General features: G+C 56.9%; 15 protein-coding genes and 1 pseudogene. 13 read left to right on the forward strand and 3 right to left on the reverse strand.

Features of this window, described 5'->3' with window-relative positions:
* Positions 1 to 178 precede the first annotated feature (178 nt).
* Positions 179 to 884: pseudogene (locus FHT76_RS26105) on the reverse strand (efflux RND transporter permease subunit); the annotation flags it as partial.
* A 613-nt stretch (positions 885 to 1,497) separates the two neighbouring features.
* Here FHT76_RS26105 and FHT76_RS26110 point away from each other — a divergent pair.
* The 3 genes from FHT76_RS26110 to FHT76_RS26120 are packed head-to-tail and all read left to right on the forward strand — an operon-like array spanning position 1,498 to position 5,244.
* Positions 1,498 to 2,319 carry an N-formylglutamate amidohydrolase gene (locus FHT76_RS26110; RefSeq protein ID WP_183756145.1) on the forward strand — a complete coding sequence of 274 codons (822 nt, stop codon included), beginning with the start codon at positions 1,498 to 1,500 and terminating at the stop codon, positions 2,317 to 2,319.
* Positions 2,316 to 4,199, forward strand: a complete 1,884-nt coding sequence (locus FHT76_RS26115; RefSeq protein WP_259129565.1) for a flavohemoglobin expression-modulating QEGLA motif protein — start codon at positions 2,316 to 2,318, stop codon at positions 4,197 to 4,199. Before FHT76_RS26110 ends, FHT76_RS26115 begins: the two co-directional genes overlap by 4 nt.
* Position 4,200: 1 nt before the next feature.
* Entirely contained in the window at positions 4,201 to 5,244 is a 1,044-nt protein-coding gene (locus tag FHT76_RS26120; protein ID WP_183756147.1) for a glutathione synthetase, read from the forward strand.
* Positions 5,245 to 5,282: 38 nt separating this feature from the next.
* On the opposite strand, the gene FHT76_RS26125 is transcribed toward FHT76_RS26120, so the two are convergent.
* Positions 5,283 to 5,528 (reverse strand): DUF982 domain-containing protein, encoded by a 246-nt coding sequence (locus tag FHT76_RS26125; protein ID WP_259129563.1) that lies wholly within the window; start codon positions 5,526 to 5,528, stop codon positions 5,283 to 5,285.
* Between the two features lie 555 nt (positions 5,529 to 6,083).
* Here FHT76_RS26125 and FHT76_RS26130 point away from each other — a divergent pair.
* The 4 genes from FHT76_RS26130 (at position 6,084) to FHT76_RS26145 (ending at position 11,569) form a co-directional block, all read left to right on the forward strand.
* A complete protein-coding gene (locus tag FHT76_RS26130; RefSeq protein ID WP_259129561.1) occupies positions 6,084 to 7,502 on the forward strand; it encodes a sensor histidine kinase in 1,419 nt (472 codons plus the stop codon).
* Positions 7,502 to 7,882, forward strand: a complete 381-nt coding sequence (locus FHT76_RS26135) for a response regulator (RefSeq protein WP_183756150.1) — start codon at positions 7,502 to 7,504, stop codon at positions 7,880 to 7,882. Before FHT76_RS26130 ends, FHT76_RS26135 begins: the two co-directional genes overlap by 1 nt.
* Positions 7,883 to 8,025: 143 nt before the next feature.
* A complete protein-coding gene (locus tag FHT76_RS26140) occupies positions 8,026 to 9,522 on the forward strand; it encodes an ATPase domain-containing protein (protein WP_259129557.1) in 1,497 nt (498 codons plus the stop codon).
* Entirely contained in the window at positions 9,515 to 11,569 is a 2,055-nt protein-coding gene (locus FHT76_RS26145) for a response regulator (RefSeq protein ID WP_259129555.1), read from the forward strand. The genes FHT76_RS26140 and FHT76_RS26145 overlap by 8 nt, the downstream gene beginning before the upstream one ends.
* Before the next feature lie 497 nt (positions 11,570 to 12,066).
* Here FHT76_RS26145 and FHT76_RS26150 read toward each other — a convergent pair whose 3' ends face one another.
* Positions 12,067 to 12,459 carry a hypothetical protein gene (locus FHT76_RS26150; protein ID WP_183756153.1) on the reverse strand — a complete coding sequence of 131 codons (393 nt, stop codon included), beginning with the start codon at positions 12,457 to 12,459 and terminating at the stop codon, positions 12,067 to 12,069.
* A gap of 104 nt (positions 12,460 to 12,563) precedes the next feature.
* Here FHT76_RS26150 and FHT76_RS26155 point away from each other — a divergent pair, with 104 nt between their 5' ends.
* From FHT76_RS26155 to FHT76_RS26180, 6 genes are all read left to right on the forward strand, one after another.
* Positions 12,564 to 12,746 carry a hypothetical protein gene (locus FHT76_RS26155; RefSeq protein ID WP_183756154.1) on the forward strand — a complete coding sequence of 61 codons (183 nt, stop codon included), beginning with the start codon at positions 12,564 to 12,566 and terminating at the stop codon, positions 12,744 to 12,746.
* Positions 12,747 to 13,953: 1,207 nt separating this feature from the next.
* Complete coding sequence (locus FHT76_RS26160; protein ID WP_259129553.1) at positions 13,954 to 14,301, forward strand: hypothetical protein; 348 nt, start codon at positions 13,954 to 13,956, stop codon at positions 14,299 to 14,301.
* Between the two features lie 415 nt (positions 14,302 to 14,716).
* A complete protein-coding gene (locus FHT76_RS26165; RefSeq protein ID WP_183756156.1) occupies positions 14,717 to 15,805 on the forward strand; it encodes a DNA topoisomerase IB in 1,089 nt (362 codons plus the stop codon).
* A gap of 9 nt (positions 15,806 to 15,814) precedes the next feature.
* Positions 15,815 to 16,096 carry a hypothetical protein gene (locus FHT76_RS26170; protein WP_183756157.1) on the forward strand — a complete coding sequence of 94 codons (282 nt, stop codon included), beginning with the start codon at positions 15,815 to 15,817 and terminating at the stop codon, positions 16,094 to 16,096.
* Positions 16,097 to 16,270: 174 nt separating this feature from the next.
* Entirely contained in the window at positions 16,271 to 19,537 is a 3,267-nt protein-coding gene (locus tag FHT76_RS26175; RefSeq protein WP_259185979.1) for a DEAD/DEAH box helicase, read from the forward strand.
* Between the two features lie 127 nt (positions 19,538 to 19,664).
* Positions 19,665 to 20,027, forward strand: coding sequence for a hypothetical protein (locus FHT76_RS26180; RefSeq protein WP_183756159.1), 363 nt, complete (start codon positions 19,665 to 19,667; stop codon positions 20,025 to 20,027).
* The last annotated feature ends 304 nt before the right edge of the window (positions 20,028 to 20,331 follow it).

Below are 20,331 nucleotides of genomic sequence, written 5' to 3' on the forward strand. Positions count from 1 at the left end.
TGGCGACTGGCAGGCGAGCCCGTGATAGGCGACGTCGATTCCTCCCCTCGACGCTCTTGGCAATACCAACAAGGCACGCATTACCGAAAGTCCAAGATCGACATCGCTCCGCTCATCTTCTGATAGCGGCATAGTGGCCCGTGTTGGCGATCTGACCTTATCGAAACCTGAAGGCGTTCTACTCCGGGTTTGAACTAGTCATGGCTTCGACCGCCTGGGTTTTGAAAATCCTCCTTTTCAAAGCCTCCCGAATGGTCTGCACATAGAAATACGAGAGCGGAATCACAAGAAGGCCGAGGATGGTTCCAAGCAGGAGCCCACCCAGGACCGTTATCCTGATGGCCTGGCGGCTACCGGCCCCTGCGCCTGTTGCAACAACCAACGGCAGCACCCCCAGCACCGAAGCCATTGCGGTCATCAGCACGGGTCGGAACCGCTGGGAGGTGCCTTAGATTGTTGCATTCATGATGCGTGCGCCTTGCTCGCGCCGCTCCTTGGCGGATTCGACGATGAGGATGGCATTCTTAGCCGCAAGGCCTATCAGGAGCTGCAATCCGATCTGGGCGTACATATTGAGGTTAACGCCGGAAAGCGCGAGCCCGGGTGAGTGCCCCAAGCACGGCAACGGAGACGGACATCATGACCACTACAGGACACTCCAGCTCTCGTACCGGGCGACGAGAAGGAGGTAGGTAGAAGCCATTCCCATCAGAAGGATCACGGCGGTCTGTCCACCGCCTGCTTTCCTGCAGTGCCAGAACAGTCCATTCAAACCCGAAGCCGGGCGGAGGTTTCTCTGCGGCGAGCGTCTCCATGGCGACGAGCGCCTCGCCTGCACTGGTGCCCGCCGATGCCTGTCCGTTGATTACTGCAGATGGCTTTAAGCGCCTTCATTGACCCGTCTCCGCTAGGACGTTGAACCTGGTCGAGGTGCATGACTATCTAGGTGATCGGAAGCTGCAGTCATCGATCACGTCCGTCGATGTGGCCGTACACTGGGCCGAACAGCTATCATCCTGGCGATCGCCGCCGATCCGAAATCTTGAGCAAATCTCTCCGCGGATATTCTCGCAGCCACATAGCTGCCTGCTGGAGAAGGGGGCTGGCGCATTTCCAGCCAGTGTCATGAACGAGATGCTGATACTTCCTGCCCGATCGGAACATCGCATTCTCCTGAACGCACGCCAAAAACCTACCATGTCGCAGGCGGCCAATCTACCGACAGTTGTTCGGCTGCTCAATTCGCAATGGAGCACGGTCGAGCGTCTGTCTCATACGTCGCGCCCACAAGGAGGAGGCATCGAACCAAATTGCCTCGCATCGCGTTTGTGTCTCAAGGAATTGATAGGAGACGGAGGACCTGCGGGGGAGCCATGTCAGACATTTCTGGGTGCACCTCGCACTGCTAGCACGCACCAGGAAGTTTGCAGGAATATATGGACCTGCGATCGTCGCTAGACCGGTTCAACCCGGCCTTCAACCGAGCGGGAGGTATTGATGGAAAGTAGGGTCGACGCAGGACCGACGGAAGCAGGGTGCAAAAGGCTATGGACGCTCACCAGGGCGGACTCACCGGTGATCGGTACAGCAATCCATGACGGAAGCGGTGTCAGGGAAAGTCTACAGGACCGATTTGCGCTGTCAGCCCATCAAAGACAACGCGAGGAAGATCCGTTTACCGCATTCCTGATCAATGACGTGCCGAACCAGGTCGTTGGCCACCGCTCGCGTTTTGAATTCGACCTCAACCGGAGCCGGGACGGCGCCCTCTACCTCACCCCCGAACAGGCGTGGGGGCTGAAGGTCTGGCGCGAGCCTCTGCCACAGGAGGAAAAAGCCCGATCGCTCGCTCTTCACGATAGCTACTACACGATGCTTCGGACCTTCCTCAAACAGATTGAGCTCGACTTTGGCAGATTCGTTGTTCTGGACGTCCATAGCTACAATCATCGGCGGGCAGCGCCTGACGTCGAGACCAGCCAAGAGGATGCGCCGGATATCAATATTGGCACATTCTCGATGGACAGGGACCGGTGGGCCTATGTGGTGGACCAACTGATCGAACACCTCCAGACCATCGTCGTGAACGGCAGGCCTTTGGATGTGAGAGAAAACGTTGCCTTCCAAGGCAGGGGAGAACAGACACGCTTTATCCATGAGGCATTTCCGGAGACAGGCTGCGCCGTCGCGATCGAATTCAAGAAAATCTTCATGGACGAATGGACGGGCGAGCCCAATCGCGTCGTCCTTGATGAATTGCGTCGTGGTCTTGCCGCGGCAGTACCCCTGCTGGAACGCATTCTGGGGTACGGCTCATGACTGGCCCGGTCCACTTTGATCAGATCGACTGGCTGGTTGATGTCGTGAGCTCTCTGAATGAAGGCAAGGCCATCCGCAAGGATTTCGGTGACGGCAGTCGCCTCCATGTCGATCGATTGCTACCCTTTCTGTTCCTCCACATCGATGGCGGTCGCAACGAGGACGTTGCCCGATCCGTGGTGCAGGCGAACGCCTCCTACCTTGTCGCATCGGATCCGAGGTCCGTCCTGCCGATCGTCAAGGCACTGTCAATGATGGCGGCCAAACAGTTCGGGGCCTTTGTCATTGTCCGGTTTGCTGAGCTCGATCGCGACAGGTTCCTGACAGATGATGCACCGTACCTCCCACCATTCGAGGTTTCGGTCTGGTCGTCAGGCAATGCGCCGGAAGTCAGGGAAACCTTCTCGAAGGCTGTCAGTGCCAGCGAAGCACGCTTCCGCACGCCCCAGGTCGAGGAGCGGCGCATGGCATCCTCGAAGATTGACGGGGATCTGGCCGGGCTTGCCGGCTGCGCCCTTCTGGTTGCGGAGTTCGCCCCGATCTACCGTGCTCCCCAGTCCGGTAACACCTTTCCGGAGGTGCGCGACCAGCTCATTGCGACGCTGTTCGATGCCGGGCTTCAAGCGTGCGCGGCTTTCATAGAGGCGCGTGGAATTATGAAGCCTGCGTCCCATCGTTCGCTCGGACGCCGCGCGTTGGTCGAGGCGGTCAACCGTGTGGATCGTGGCATCGATGAGATCGCCACGGCATTTGACGTCCTTTTGGCAGTGACCCCGATCAATGCAGGTCAAGCTTTCCATCGCTTCGAAGCCAACGGGTTCGTAGGTGATCCAGGCTTCCTGTATCGGCCATTGACCGTGCAGGTCGAGGATGCAAAGCAACGCCTCTTTTCCATTGCCTTTGACCGGATCGAGGACCCGGTGCTTTACGAACTGTACAGGCAAAAGCAGCAGGAAGTGGATCTGCAGTTGTCCCTGGTTGCTGCGCGCAATCGCCAGACCTTCATCGAGTTTGGACGAGCGCTCTATGGACCTGTCGAACCATTGTTGCTGGCTGAAGCCGAACGCATTCTGGACTACCTCAGTGAAGACGGGCCCGACACGGCGTCAAGGAGCGACGACGTTGAGGCGGCCGACAGTGTGTACCTTGAACGGCAGGCGCAGTCGATGATCGCCGCCTACCAGGAAAAGTTCCCCGACTTCCAGGTCGACGTTGAGGTCCGGGACGACTTGCCGTCGGGACTGATGGTATCGAACCACCGTCTTCTCATCTCGAGAAAGACATTGATGGATCCCCGCCGGGTGGCGCCGCTTCTCTCCCACGAAATAGGGGTCCACCTTCTTACGTTTTTCAATGGCGGGTGCCAGGGACTGAGGCTCTTTCGTTCAGGGCTTGCAGGATATGAGGGCATGCAGGAAGGTCTTGCAGTCTTTGCCGAGTATCTAGCCGGCGGAATGACGGCAGGACGTCTCAAGTTGATCGCGGCGCGCGTGGTCGCATGTGCCGACATGCTGTCCGGTGCAAAATTCGATCAGACCTTCCATCGGCTGGTGCGGGACTACGGCTTTTCACGAGCTGCCGCGTTCAATCTGACTCTGCGTGTCTACCGGGGTGGTGGGCTGGCAAAGGACGCGATCTACCTGCGGGGGCTTCTTGAGCTTCTCGACCATCTCAAACGAGGGGCAGCGCTCGATCCATTCTGGATGGGAAAAATCTCATCCGGCCATTTTGGTGTGATGGAGGAACTGGCGTCACGTGGCTTGTTGAAGCCGCCGGCGATTTATCCGCTGTTTCTGGCCACCAAGGATGGCCGCGACAGGCTTGAGAAAGCACGCCAGGGATTAAGGCCGATCGATCTTCTTCAATCGAAGGAAATGTAGAATGAGGATAGCTTTTTTCGTAAATTCCATTGAGAGCGAGTCATCGTACTATACCACGACATCGCTGGCGATGTCCGCCCGGGCACGTGGTCACGACGTCTGTTACCTTACACCTGATGATTTTGTGCTTCGGCCTGACGACCACCTCCTGGTCCGCGCGGTAATCCCGCCTCCGTCCAAAACCAGGGATCAGGACGCTTTCATTGCCGGACTGCGGGCTGAGGTTTCAAGGGAAACAATCGACGTCTCCAATATCGATGTCCTGTTCCTGCGCAACGATCCCTCTGAGGATGCAGATGAGCGAGCATGGGCTGTCAATGTCGGGGCAATGTTTGGACGATTGGCTGTCGAGCGCGGGGTGCTGACGGTGAATGATCCGAATGCGCTCGCCACTGCTCAAAACAAGCTCTATTTCCAGGATTTCCCCGAAAGCGTCCGTCCGACCACGCTCATTTCCAAGAGCCTGGATGAAATCAGATCGTTTATCGACAGCCAGAAGCGCGGCGTGATCCTGAAACCTCTTCAGGGATCAGGCGGCAAGCATGTCTTCAAGATCAAATCCAACAAGGAATCCAATCTTAATCAGATCTTCGAGGCGGTCAGCGGGGAGGGGTACCTGATTGCCCAGGGATACCTGCCGGACGCAGTTGAAGGTGATGTACGATTGTTCGTGATGAATGGCAGGCCACTCGAAAAGGATGGAGCCTATGCCGCCTTCAGGAGGGTACCGGCCAAGGGTGAAGTGCGATCGAATATCCGTGCCTCCGGAAAGGCGGCCAAGGTGAAGGTCACTCCGGAAATGCTGGCCGTTGCCGAGATGGTTCGGCCCAAGCTTGTGGCTGATGGCATGTTCCTTGTAGGCCTTGATATCGTGGGATCAAAAATCCTTGAGATCAACGTTTTCACACCGGGCGGACTTCAGAATCTGGAAAATCTCTATGGCGTGGATTTTTCCGCCCTCGTGATCGAAGCACTCGAGAAAAAGGTCAGCATTCGCCAGAGCTATGGTGCCCAGATCTCCAACGCGACGCTCGCGACCTTGTAAGGTCGTGAGCGTGGGACATGGCCAAAGGGCGCTAGCCTTTACGCTTCGACCCTGAGGTTGGCGTGGCGGGCTGCAGCGATCAGGGCAAGTCGGGCATAGGTCGCCGATTTTTTCCCATCGAGGCTCGCCGAACAGGCTCGCAATGCCCTGGTGAAGGAGTTTCCGCTCACAACAGGCCATTTGTCTGCAAGCAGCCACGCGGCTTCTCGGGTGTTGCGGACAATATGCATTGCGGATCCGATCACGATGACGACCGGCCTGTTCCAGAAAGTGATTTCAATCATGCTTACCTCGTTCGCGCCACCTAATGCGCGAGCGTGGCAATGGTTCCGAGATCATTGAGGCCCGCCACATGCCGCTTGGCGGGGGCGACAGCGAGTGGGAGGATCTTCGGCGAGTTTGAACGCTGCCAGGCACCGTGCTGATGATGGAGATTGGTTCCCGCTATCGTAACGATCAGAGTGCATCGCTTGAGCGGGCAAGGACGCTCGTTGCACTGAACAGCAATCGTGTTGCTTTTGCTGCGGAATAGCCGAACGATCGATTGAGACGTACCCGCCGAAGGACTTCGGCTCGTCCGGTGACATTGTCAGCGCGCAGCGGATTCGATGGACGACTGCCTGACGCCAACTCGACACACTCGATGGTTTTTGCTCCGAAGAGATCCGAAGATAGGAACTCCGGTCGTTTCGGCGCGTTACGATGCTTTCATCTGCCGAGAAACAAAACCTGGAAGAATTGCCGCCGTGTCGGCCCGCCCTATTTTGATGATCCATTCCTCAGAAAGAAGATTCGTTCCCTGGGGAAGAGCACGAAGCCGCAGTCGAGTGCCTCAATAGATGCAGACAACAAACTTCGCAGCTATCTTTCAGGGGATGCCACAGCCCTATCTTGTGCTTGATCCCGGTCTGACGATCGTCGCCGCGAGCGACGCATATCTCTCGCTCACATCGCGCGCGCGAAACGACATTGTCGGTCGTCACATTCTCGAAGCGTTTCCCGAAAATCCCGAGGCTGCCGGGACCGTGGAGCAAGGGCCGCTTGAAGTTTCCCTCCGCCACGCCCTTGCAACTGGCAAACCGCACGAAATGGCGGTCATTCAATACGACATCCCCCAACCCGGTGGCGGATTTTCGCAGAAGTTCTGGACACCTGTTCACACGCCGGTCATCGGCGATGATGGCCATGTCCAGTACATCATACAAAATCCGATGGATGTTACAGATCGCGTCCTGAAGGCGAGGGAGGCTGATATCCGTCTGAGGATTGCCTTGCATGCCGCCGATCTTGCGACCTGGGAATATGAGCCGGAAACCGATATCTGGCGACGCAGCAACGCCGTCGATGAGATGTTCGGGTTCCTGCCCGGGGAGGGCGGGCCAGTGGCCGCGCCCTTTTTCGCGCGGATTCACCCGGAGGATCTTGCGGCGGTGCAAGAGGGCCTTCGCCGCATCCAGTCAAGCCCGGACCAGACTGCCGCGCGTTTTGACTATCGTATCGTTCTGCCGACGGGGGGCGTGCGACACGTGGAATCCCGCGGCGAGGTTCTAAGGACGTCCGACGGCAAGGTTAGAATGATCGGTGTGTTGATGGATGTTACCACCGAGCGGCAAAGGGAGGCTGCGCTGACTGTGTCCGTAAAGACCCAGGGCGAGCTCCTCGAGCAAAAGGATGCGTTGCTCGCTGAGGTCAATCATCGCGTCAAGAACAGCCTCCAGCTCGTCGTGAGTACGCTGAGGCTGCAAGCGCGCCGGTTGCGGGACTCCAAGACGAAGGAGGCCTTCGATCAGGCAATCTCACGGGTCAGAGCCATCATATCGGTTCATGAGCATCTGTATCGGACCGCCAATTCGCTTACAGTCGACATGGCCGATCATCTGACAAAACTCTGCCTCGATATAACGAATGAGCGACCGTCTCGTCCGATCGCGGTGGAAGTAGAGCAGATCGAGTTGCCAACAGAACGTGCAATTCCGCTATCGATCATCGTGAACGAGCTCGTCACTGCGGCATTGAAGGCGGCTCCAGCCCATGGCAGCCGTCTCCTCGTCAAGCTGCGAGAACTCCCAGAGGACGGCGTCCTGGCATTGAGTGTCACCAATCCGGATCCTCGCCAAAGCGACGATAACGGTCTGTCCGACCTCGGGAGCAAGCTTGTCACATCCATGACCGCACAGATACGAGGTGTTTTCATCGAAGAGGAGGATCCGACGCAAGGTTTTCGGGCCACTGTAACGTTTCCAAGGGAACTGTCGTGATGCCTCTTCAGGTCATGATCGTTGAAGACGAAATGCTGCTTGCCCTCGATCTCGAGGACATGCTCCTCAAAGCCGGCCATATCGTCGCAGGCCAGGCATCCGACATGCTCCAGGCATTGTCGCTGGCTGAACAGCTTGGTGGCAGGATCGATGTCGCCATCATGGACGTGAACCTGGCGCGGGGGTCGAATGGGATCGAGACGGCGGCGGCCCTGCGGCAGCGCTGGAATATTCCATCCCTGTTTGTCAGCGGCAACCTCGACGAAAGGACGCGGCAGCTTGCTCAACAGTGGCATCCTGTCGGCTTCGTCGGAAAGCCCTATTCCGAACGTGAGCTGCTTTCGTCTCTGAGCGCCCTGTTCGCGACGACGGTCGATTGATCGTGAATATGCTGGAGGTGCCCATAATATGCCCCATCAACTCTTTTACATTCATACCCTTTTCTGGCGCTTCGCCGCTTTTACATAATCAAGCAGATTGAAATTCTATTGATACCATCTGCGGCTGAGGGAGCGGACCTATAATGACGAAAGGCAGAGAGGAAAAGGCAAGAACGGGTGTCGCTGGTCTCGACGAGATACTGTCGGGAGGATTGACCCGCCGTCATGTCTTTCTTCTCGAAGGGGCGCCCGGTACGGGAAAGACCACCATTGCATTGCAGTTCTTGCTCGAGGGGGCTGCACTTGGCGAGCGCTGTCTTTACATCACCTTGTCGGAAACAGAAGAAGAACTGCGGAGCAGCGCAGCGTCTCATGAGCTTGAACTGAACGACAGCATCGAGATATTCGAGCTGGTGCCGCCGGAGAGCCTGCTTGACGCTGACCAGCAACAAAGCCTGCTTTACTCCTCGGATCTGGAACTTGGCGAGACGACCAAGATGATCTTCGAGGCGTTCGAGCGGCTAAAGCCCGCACGCGTCGTCATAGACAGCCTGTCTGAAATCAGGCTTTTGGCACAAAGTTCGCTCCGCTATCGCCGCCAGATCCTGGCCTTGAAGCATTTCTTTGCAAAGTCCGGTGCGACCGTGTTGCTGCTCGATGACATGACATCGGACACGATGGACAAGACAGTCCATAGTGTCGTTCACGGCGTGGTGCACCTCGAACAGTTGGCGCCGGACTACGGTTCAGAGCGGCGGCGATTACGCATCGTCAAGTATCGTGGGCAGGCTTTCCGGGGTGGGTACCATGATTTCATCATCAACACCGGCGGCGTCGTGGTTTTTCCGAGATTGCGCGCTATCGAGCACAGAACCGACTTTCACCGAAGCACGCTTGGAAGTGGCGTTGCCGAGCTTGACGGTTTGCTTGGGGGAGGGATCGAACAGGGATCCAGCACGCTGCTGATCGGGCCGGCCGGAACCGGCAAGACGTTTTTTGCGCTTCAGTTCGTGGACGCTCTCGTCAAGCGCGGAGGGCGAGCTGTGGTTTTCGTGTTCGATGAGGAACTTTCCCTCCTGTTTGACCGAACGAAGGCTTTAGGAATCGATCTCGAAAAGATGAGAGATCAGGGGCTGATCCATATAGAGCAGCTCGATGCGGCCGAGGTCTCACCCGGCGAGTTCGCTCAGCGCGTGCGTGATCGCGTGTCCGATTTCGACGCTAAGATTGTCGTGGTGGACAGCATCAACGGCTATCAGGCCGCTATGCCGGAAGAGAACGCGCTCATCCTGCATATGCATGAGTTACTTCAATACTTGAACAGGCAGGGCGCGACGACGTTCCTGACCGTCGCTCAGCACGGTCTCGTCGGCGACATGAAGACGCCGGTCGACGTTACCTACCTTGCCGATACGGTTGTGCTTCTGCGCTATTTCGAGGCGCTCGGAAAGATCCGTCGTGCTGTTTCCGTAATCAAGAAGCGCACCGGAAAGCACGAGGACACGATCCGGGAATTCACGATCAGCGAATGTGGCCTGACCCTTGGAGCCCCGCTTTCCGAATTTCAGGGCGTCCTAAGAGGGGTTCCGAGTTACATGGGCAAAGGCGAAGAGCTGCTGTCTCAGCCGGAGGATGATTAAGATTCCTGACCTATCGACGACCATTCTTGTGCTTGCTCCATCCGGCCGTGACGCCGAGATTGCAAAGGCACTACTTGCCGAAGCCGGATTGGCTTCGGAATCGGTCAATGACCTACAGCAACTGCTGCAGAGGATCGGCGAGAACACGGGATTTGTCGTTCTGACGGAAGAGACGCTCCGTTCCGCAGATCTGAAACCGCTTGCCGAATGGATCAGGAATCAGCCCAGCTGGTCGGATATGCCGTTTATCGTCTTCACCCATCGCGGGGGTGGACCCGAACGCAACCCCGCCGCCGCGCGCCTGTCTGAGGTTCTCGGCAATGTCAGCTTCCTCGAGCGGCCTTTTCATGCCACGACATTTGTCAGCATCGCACATACCGCGATGCGCGGCCGCCGCAGACAATTTGAGGCTCGGCTGCGCATCGAGGCCCTGAACGAAAGCGAGCGACGGCTCCAGACCGCACTCAAGGCCGGCAGACTCGGCGCGTGGGAGCTCGACCTCGCTACCAACGTCCTCACCACATCTCAGACTTGCCGCGCGATATTCGGCAGAGGGGCTGAGGACCGATTCACCTACGAGGATCTTCTCTTCACGATCCATCCCGAAGATCTCGACCGAATGAAAGCTGCGGTCGCTACCACCATCGACACGGGTGCTGATTACTCAATCGAATACCGTACCATCTGGCCGGACGGTTCTGTACACTGGGCGGAGATGAGGGCGCAGCTCTATCGAAATCGTAGTGGCGAGGCTGTCAAACTTGTCGGCGTATTGGCCGACATCACAGATCGGCGCAATGCCGAGGAGCAGCAGAAAAAGCTGAACGAAGTCCTCGAGGAGCGCGTTGCAGCCCGAACAGCGGAACTGGAAGCGGCCCACGCAGCTGTCATGGCGGAGGTCGCACAGCGCGAAAAAGCGGAAGAGCAACTCCGACAGGCCCAGAAGCTGGAAGCGATCGGTCAACTCACCGGGGGTGTCGCCCACGACTTTAATAATCTCCTGATGGCGGTCCTCGGTAATCTCGACCTCATTCGCAAGAATGTTGGTGACGATCCTCGCATGCAGCGTTTGATCGAGGGCGCGGTTCAGGGTGCAAAGCGAGGCGCCTCGTTGACGCAACGGCTGCTGGCATTCGCCCGGCGGCAGGACCTGCAGGTCAAGTCCGTCGACATGAGGTCGTTGGTGGCCGATATGGAAGAGCTATTGAAAAGATCAATCGGACCGATGGTCACTCTCCTCCGAGAAATACCGGAAGACCTGCCACGGGTTTTGGCGGATGCCAATCAGGTGGAATTGGCGCTGCTCAATCTGGCGGTCAACGCCCGCGATGCCATGCCCGAGGGAGGCACGTTGACGGTCGCCCTCAGGGAGGAGGCCGTCGACGATTTGGATGATGATCTCGGACCTGGCCGATACGTGGTCCTGTCGGTGACCGATACGGGTTACGGCATGGATCCGGACACGCTCAGCAAAGCCATCGAACCGTTCTTTTCGACCAAGGAGCTCGGCAAGGGAACGGGCCTCGGTCTCTCGATGATCCACGGGCTGGCTTTACAACTCAATGGTCATTTTCGGCTGAAAAGTTCGCCGGGCGCCGGAACGACGGCGGAATTATGGATGCCCGTCGCACAGGCCAGGGAAGAACAGCTGCTAAAACCGTTGCAACTACAGATCGAGCCTCCGACTGATAGTGGCCCGAAGCGCATCCTGCTGGTCGATGATGATATTCTGATCGCGATGAGCTCTGCGGACATGGTGACCGATCTCGGCCACGAAGTCGTTGAAGTTCACTCCGGCGCAGAGGCAATTCAGGTCCTTCAAAATGGTCAGGATTTCGATTTGATGATCACGGATTTCTCCATGCCTGGAATGAATGGGGCCGATCTGGCCAAGGCGGCTCGTGAAATTCGTCCCGATCTTCCCGTCCTGCTCGCGACTGGTTATGCGGATTTGCCAAATGGGATGCACGTTGACGCTCACAGGCTGAGCAAACCATATTCCCAGGATCAACTGGCGTTGGAAATAGCCAAAGCGTTGAGTCACTGATGGCGAGGCAAACCCTGCGGAGGGGCCGCTTCTAAGGGACATCTTGAGTTGTCGCCATGTCATCGATGACTGAAATCACAAGCCCTCGTGTACGGGTCATCGATCTTGGGACGGCCGGAACTGGCCGCTTCGATGTTTGTGAGGTGGGTAGCAAGACGTCGAACTTCAAGCAGACGCCCTGTAGCACGTGTCAAGGTCGCGTGGTGCGCTCTTGGTCAATCCTGGCCAGGGATTTCGGCCGACAGGCCGTCCATCACCTCATCGATGCCAATGTGCCATCAGCGCCGTTTTGGAAGGCGTCGCATCTGGCCTACTCAAACCCACCGGTGGCATTTGTGCCCTCGCGGCTCATCGGCCAGGACCGAGATCCAGACATTCGGTTCAGCGCGAGGACTGAATTGCGTCGCCGAGGAGAAGCTGCCGTATTGCCCCAGCCGCACCCGCTCGGGGAACATTGATGTGACGCACATTTGACTCGGTAGGGGCAGTCGACCAAATCATCCGGAGTTAAGCCAGCTTGCCGAGAGGCCATAAATTACAATCCAGATGTAAAGCAGGAAAAAGGTCGCTACTGCGACAATGATGATTCCAACCAAACCGCTGGCTGCTCGTCGCTTTCTCTGGTTTTCCTTCGGGCTGTCTGCAGATGGAGCAATGAATGGCTCATTTTTCCGCTCCGTGTCAGGTTTGATCACGCTCGATCTCCTGTCTAATATCTTAAACCGCGTCTCAACAAGCAGCGAGAACGAAGGTTCCCGAACAGCCTTCGCACGTCGGCCGAGGCAGGTATCGAGCGACATCGGAATGAGGTAGCCATCAATGCCAAACAGGCTGGTTCGGCACCCGATCATGTCTGGGTTGTGTGTCCTGACGCTCGAACCATCGATCATTCGCACGCTCGGCTACTTCTCTGGTTCGTACGACAGGTACGCTAGCGTACTGAACACTCTTCCTTGCCGAAGCGTTTTCCCTGGGGAAACAAAGGAGATGTTTCATGTCCAGAAGAGAACTCGTCGATACCGCCTCAGACAAAAGATACGTGCGTCGCGACGAAGGCGGCCGATTCAAGGAGTCGACTGACGTCAGCAAATCACTGTCGGCGGATCGCCGACATAAAGCGCAACATGCAGCCAAACCAGGCCAAGGCGACCGTGGCGATAAGGTGAAGAAGCAGTGAAACCATCGCCGTCCATAAGAGCCGGCAGTCGAGTATAGCTATAAACGGGACGATCGAATGTATGAAGGCGACACCCGCAAACCTTCAAGAAGTAGCAAGCAGCAGCGCTTGGAGGCATTTGAGGAAACCTCCCGCTTCGCAAGGCAGGTCGCAGATGAGGAGCGACGGAAGCGCGAAGCAAAGACCGAGCGTTTGAGGAAAGCGCGGCTGTTGGCGAAGAAGCAGGAGAGTTAGAGCCACCCAATCGGACAAGGGCGCGCATCGCCCCATGGGCTGCGGGCGTGTCCTTTCCGTCTCTTCGCGGGCGACAGCCTTTGCTCCGGCAATCGCGGCTTCGCAATCCTGCAGAACAGAACCTTTGGGATCCTCGACAAAACGGTCGCGTGCTCGCCTAACATTGTACTCATTCGTGCGTCCGACAACCTGAGATTCGGCGGTTACCGAACGCCGCGGGCTGTTGGCAGTCGCCGCAGAGCATCGGGTTAGAGGTTTTCGGAAACCTCTCGCCATCGCTGATGTGGTGGGTGGGTAATTTCGTCGACAGATAGTCTGATCAAGGTTCGCTGCGTCACTGTTCTCCAGCGCTACGAGAATTTTGTGGTGCTGACTGTCAAGCTCGGTCGGTACCGTCCTTTTTCGCTGCATCGCTCAGCTGCTTTCCACGGTCTTTGAGCATGTCCTGCGCGAACTACCTGGCATCTTCCGGCCCTTCCTTGGGCAATATCGATTTTCGCTGTCTCGATCTCGAACATGTTGACATAGCCGCCTTCCCAGCGAAGTCAGAGGCGTGCTGTCCGTCGACGTCGCCCGAAGTGAAAGCGGGGAGGGCAATCAGGCAAGCCAGAAGAGTGCGATGGGGAGTTTTTCATGATTTGCTCCAATTGGACCTGCGCTCGCTCCAAGATGTTCCGCCCAGCTGCAAAACGCTCGAACGAGGATTCGGTGGAACTTCGATCTTCTGGCACGGTTTGAGTGGGCGAAAGATCGACAACGCAGCAGCTTACCGCATCGCCGGCCCAGTCGTCGCCTTCGCACGCCAGGCAACTTAGAGAGGAAATCAACAATGGACCCGGGATCCTCACATCGACCGCTGATGATCTACGTAGTTGCAACACTAATGATCGGCGTGGTGATCACGGTGGGATCGCTCGTCGTCGTCGGCCTGAGTTAAAATCCGGCAGCCCAAAACTGAAGTGGGAGAATAGCAATGACAAAACAAGAAGAAAGAACCGGTGCTCAGGTGCGCGGACAGATTCAATCCGGGCAGAGCGGCGATCGCCGATCAGGCTTTGATCCCGCTGCGGCACCGATGGAAACCGATGCAGAGGCCGGCGGAGTGCCAATATCGCCGGAGCAGGCAGGTATGGCCATTGAAGATCGATCAGGATTGAAGCCGGACATCCAGCAGAACTACGACGTCGCCATGCGTGAGCCAGGATCCGCACGGACAATATCGCAGACGGGCCGCGTCGTGCCGTTAGGCATCATTGTCGTCTGCCTTGTCCTTGTTGCCGTTGGACTTGCGATCGGTAGCTGGCTCCTCGGGCCGCCCTGATATGTACATCGACCAGACGCAATGCTGAAGGTTCTCGATCGACCAAGCTGCTTGGAACCGCGATGACAAGATGCCGTGACGACCATCAATCGCCCTGCGAGACGACATGAGCCCGGAGCTCGGAAGCAAGCTCCGCGCGGAGGTCCTGAGCGAAGAATGGCTCTCGCCGAGCTTACCGGCGCTATTGCTATTCTATAACCCGCAAGCCGAAAGAGGACCACAGGGTCCTCGGTTACGGCGCGGCCGTGCACGAAGGCTCTTCGTCAGGCTCTTGAGGAAGAGCTCAAAACATCGCGCGCCGATGACGCCCGCAGCAGATACTATCGCGTGATGCCTGGTGTGGCCAAACCTGCCCGACGTTCTTGGCTTCACTAGCACCCGGAACCGGAAGGCCGGGACCGGAGTTACGCATGTCATGAACCAGATGCTTTCCAAAGATGCTGTAAGGACTGCCGCTGCGGGCGCAAAGCTGGCATCCGGCCTCGTTTATCTGTCTTCTCTCGAAAGCGGCTTCACGCGACGGCCGGGCAAAAAAGGCTTTCTGTATTATATGCCGGACGGTCGACGTGTCACTGATCCAGCCGAAATCACACGTCTGAATGCCTTGGCCATCCCACCCGCCTATACCGACGTCGTTATCTCCACGAACCCGCTGTCCCACCTCCAAGCGGTCGGAACCGATGCACGTGGGCGGAGGCAGTACCGCTATCACGCGGAATGGCACATGGAGCGGGGACGGGCGAAGTTTGAACGTCTCGTTGATTTCGCTGCACGGCTACCGGACCTTCGCGAGAGAGTGGATCTCGATCTGAGATCCCGAGGGCTCACCATGGACAAAGCGCTCGCAACAGTCGTTTGGATGCTGGACAATCTCTATATCCGTATCGGTAACGTCGCCTATGCCGAGGAGAACCGTTCATACGGGCTGACCACGCTCCGAAACCGCCACGTGAAAGTTGATGGAGGGAATGTCAAGTTCAAGTTCAAAGGCAAGTCGGGCAAAGAGTGGAATCTTTCCCATCGTGATCGTCGCATCGCAAATGTTGTAAGAAAGCTCCAGGAGTTGCCCGGTCAACATCTATTTCAATATGTTTGCGATGAGGGAGGCTGTCGTCCGATCTCTTCCCACGACGTGAATGGCTACATCCGCGACGTCACGGGAGAGGATTTCAGCTCAAGACAGTTTCGAACCTGGGGCGGGACTTGCATGGCTGTCGCTGCACTTGCGCCAGTTGAAGCCGCCGCCTCCAAAAGGGGGATCGCCACACAATTGAACGAAGCAATTGACCAGGTCGCGGCAAAGCTTGTTAACACCCGCTCTGTCTGCCGATCTTCCTATATTCATCCCGCGGTTTTCGACGACTTTCGCGAAGGAAAACTGCGGGATGTTTTACAATTGAAGACAAGAAGCGAGCGGCTCTTGGAATGGATGGATGTTGAAGAGATCAGAGTCTTTCGTTGGTTGCAGAAGAGAGTTGCCACGCCAAATTCTACCAACCCATAGGAGCCAACTGTGAACACCGCCAATCTACAGCTCGAGGGACTGATCATGGCAGTCGCAGCGCTTTCCAACGCTCTTGTAGCGAAGGGCGCATTTACCCACCAGGACATCGCAGCGGCACTCGGCCGCGCTGAAAGGGCCGTGGCCGAAGATGATGATCACGAACTCTCGAATTCGAATCGCGCGGCAACCTTGTTTCCGATCCGCGTTCTCGTCCTCGCCAACGAAGCCGCGCAGCGGGGCAGGAATTTCACGTTTTCTGATTATGCTGAGCTTGTCGGAAAGCTGACATGATTGATTTTCCTGGTACCTTCAAACTTCACCCCTGTCGACGTCAAAAGCGGCCAGCGGGTTAACGTGCACTGTCGCGAGCGGATTTCAGCTCGTTGGATGGAGAGCGAATTTCCTGGTGAAAAGCGCCGGTCTCAAAATCACACACGCTGCTATCTGATTGGAAATATATAATTGATGGAAGCCAACGCCGCGACTGACATTGCCAACGGCCCCGCTTCCGATAGCTTGCCACCTCCAGCTTTCGTGGCAGCAAGCCTTTTGAGAGAGCTGCAGGAAAGCACGCATAATCTGGTCTATGTTGCTTCAAGCGAGTTGGCGGCGACCCAGATCGCGAGCGCTGTTATGGAGATGAACCCGATCGCTCCGGTCGTTATGCTTCCTGCTTGGGACTGCCTGCCCTACGATCGCGCTCCACCCTCAAGACACAGCATGGGCCGGCGCATGGACGCTCTCAGGGTCTGGCTCGAAAGCCCAACAGGACCCAAGCTTCTTGTAACCTCCCTCGAAGCAATGGTGCAGAAGGTACCACCACTAGGGGTCATCCGAGACACTTGGTATCGCCTGGCGATCGGCGAGAGCTTCGACATAACCACGTTTCTGGCCTTCGCGAAGCGGACCGGATATTATGAAGACGGAAATGTCGACGAGCCCGGAGAATTCGCATTTCGCGACGGTCTAATCGACATCTTTCCAGCCGGCGGCCGTTTCCCAGTGCGTGTCACCTTGCGCAACACTTTGATCTCGGAACTTTGGTTTTACGATCCAACCAGCCAAAGGACGACAAAGGCCCTGGAGGAGATGGTTTTCGGACCTGCGTCGGAGGCGGTAATTGGCCGCGACGAAGAAAAGGACGACCCGGCCAACACGGCGGACGCAATGTACAATCGGCTTTTTCGACAATATGGCGAACTCCCGAGCGCATTCGACATTCTGGAAAACGTCAAGATAGCGCTGCCTGACCAAACCTTTCGTCGATTGCCGTTCTACCTCGAATTGATTGATGATGCTCGTCACGCCCATGTGGCTTTCGGCGGACGAGCTTTCGAGCACTCGCTCTATATCGATGAAGCCCAATGGACGTTTTTCATCAACAAGTTGCCTTCTTTTGCGATCGACACGACCGCGGCTCAAGAAGTTCCGCAATTTAGCGAATTTGTCAGTCCGGGCAAAGCACTCCGGACTTTCGTCGAAGATCATATTCGTTCAGGATGGACCATCGTCTTGGCAGGAGAGTCGGTCGATATCGAGCGCGCTACCCAACGATTGGTGCAACAGACAGGCTTCAGCATTCAACCGATCGGAACATGGCTGGACCATCAAACCGCGCCGCCGGGAAGTCTGCTGAGGCTTTCCCGTAGTCTGCATCATGGCTTTATTGACCACCACCAAAGACTCGCCATGCTTGGAACGGCAGACATTGTGGGGCGGGCGATACCAACGCAGTACTCACAGGTCGGGATAAATACCGAACCAGACCTCGAGCTTGGCGATTTGGTCGTTCATGAGGATTACGGCATAGGCAGACTGTGCGGATTGGAAACAGTTGAGGTTGAGGGCGAAACTCGCGATGCGGCACGTCTCGTCTATTATGGCGAAGCATCGATCCTTGTGCCGACGGACGACTTCGGTAAGATCTGGCGATATGGCTCCAACGCCACTGCTGTTCCTCTCGACCGGTTGCATACCGATGGTTGGAAGAAGAAACGGGCATTGGTAGATAAAGACATCCGCGCGGCGGTTCGTCATTTGAAAAAAGCTGCCGAAAACCGCCAAGCGTCTCCGGCGCAAGCGGTGAAGCCGCCTCGGGCCCGATATGCTAGATTCGCTTCCCGTTTTCCCTATGGAGAAACACCGGATCAGGCTGCGGCTATCCAAGCCGTCATGACTGATCTTGCATCCGGCGTGGTGATGAACAGGCTCGTCTGCGGTGATGTGGGTTTCGGAAAGACTGAGGTGGCGCTTCGAGCGGCCGCCGCTGTCGCACTTGCAGGGGGACAAGTCGTCGTTGTATCGCCAACCACTGTCCTGACAAGGCAACATTTCGTGACGTTCAGCAGACGATTTGCCGGCATGGGAATAGAAGTGGCGATGTTGTCACGGGTCGTCTCCCCGAAAGAGGCGAAGCGCGTTAAGGCGGGTTTGAAAAACGGCGACATCAGTGTCGTCGTTGCTACACAAGCGATACTCGCCAAAGACATTTCACTGCCCCGTTTGTGGTTGCTGATTATTGACGAAGAACATCGTTTCGGTGTTCGGGATAAACAAGCCCTGCAGGAGCTGGCGCCTGCCATCCATACGATAATGATGTCGGCTACGCCAATACCGCGAACCCTGCAGACCGCATTGATTGGAATTCAGGACACCAGCCTGCTGACCGCCCCGCCGGCGGAGCGAAGACCGGCGCGGACGGTGGTGACGGACTTCGACAAGGGTTCTCTCCGCGTGGCGCTCCTTCGCGAATATCGCAGAGGCGGCCAGAGCTTCATTGTTACGCCGCGGATCGAAGATATCGAAGAACTGCGTGCTATGCTTGCCAATGTCGTACCAGAACTCACGATCCGCGTAGCGCACGGGAAAATGCGGGCGGTCGAGATGGATGAAATCATGGTCGATTTTGCAGATGGACATGGCGACGTCTTGCTCGCAACCAATATCGTTGAAAGCGGGCTTGATGTGCCGCGCGCCAACACGATGTTCATTTGGCGTGCCGACCGCTTCGGGCTTGCGCAACTTTATCAACTACGTGGCCGCGTTGGAAGGTCCAAGGTTCAGGGCATATGCTACCTGATCCTGCCGCCCGACAGGAACCTCGCAGATGCCACCCGATCGCGGCTGTCGACCATCCTGGACAATGATCGCCTTGGCGACGGCCTGTCGATCAGTTTGGACGACCTGGAGCTCAGGGGCGGTGGCGAGATCGAAGGTGACAAGCAGTCAGGGCATCTAAAGGTTATCGGTACCGCTCTTTATCAGGACCTGTTGGAGCGCGCGATCTCCGGAAGAAAAGAAAGCGGCCAGTCTAAAACCGACGTTAACCTCGGCATATCAGGGGCAATTCCTGGTGACTATGTCAGCGACGCCGGCGTCAGACTCGGACTGTATTCAAGATTGTTGCGAGCGGACTCACTGGATCAGGTAGAGGCGCTCGCGGAAGAGTTTGACGACCGGTTTGGCGACCTCCCGGTCGATCTGGCGCTTTTGCTGCGCCTGACGAGCGTTAGAGTAGCTGCGCAGCTGCTTGGCATCAGAAGCGTCGAAGGAGGTCCTAAAGGGATCGCGTTGACCTTCAACAACAAGGACACCCGGCACATCAAGAAGCATTTTGATCGAATTCGCCCCAGTTCCTTACGTGAAGGGAGGCTGATCTTTGAGGAGCGAACAAACTCTGGTGAAGAACGGCTGGCCCTTTTGGAGCAGCTGCTGGACGTTGGCGGGCGGTAAAGTCTTGTCGGAGCGGGTGAGAACGCAGCCTTTCCAAGATTTCTTCGGCCCTGGCCCACAGTGCGGTCGAGGGAACATCTGGTTTCTTCGAAGGTTACCCGTTCGTCAATTATTCATGGAGTTTTCGATGAGAACCGATAGCGCCGGAAGCGATCAGAAGACGGTAACCGAAACCGCCACGGAGGCGAGACAGGGGAACTTCGGTAAACCGGTCCTCATCGTTCTGGTGTCAGGTCTGCTCCTCGCGTTCGTTGCCTGGGGAGCGGTCGAATGGTGGGGGGAAAGTCTTGACGTCGATCATAAGCCGACCGTATCAACAGCGATCGACCCGATCAACGCGCAGCCATCTGGAAAAGGCACGTTTGACGACAATCCCGCCGGTGGAGGTTCAAGGCCACCACAAGCCACCGATCGCGATCCGACTGCAAGTGGAAGCGGTGGAGGAAAGACGATGATCAATTCGCCCAGTGGAACGGAAAAGGTTCGTTGATCCCTGCGATCACATAAGATCAGCAAGGAAAGTCCGTTACCTTACGCCCGGAACAGGCAAAGGGCAGGAACGAACGCTAAAGGGTTGATGCTGGTGAAACACGGCAGCCACGTCTCTCATCGTGGTGGTTCCAATCCCCGTCGTAAAGCGCCTCCGGCTCGGACCTCCCACACGCCGGGGGCGCTTTCTTGCAAAATTTGCATCTCGCTCGCCGCTAAGAGCAGAGCAAGACTGGTGGCAGTGGTTCAGATTGCTGGCACCCATTTCCAAATGACGCCTTCCCTGCGATCCTCATCGTAGTTGA

This window comes from Rhizobium sp. BK176 (assembly GCF_024808055.1).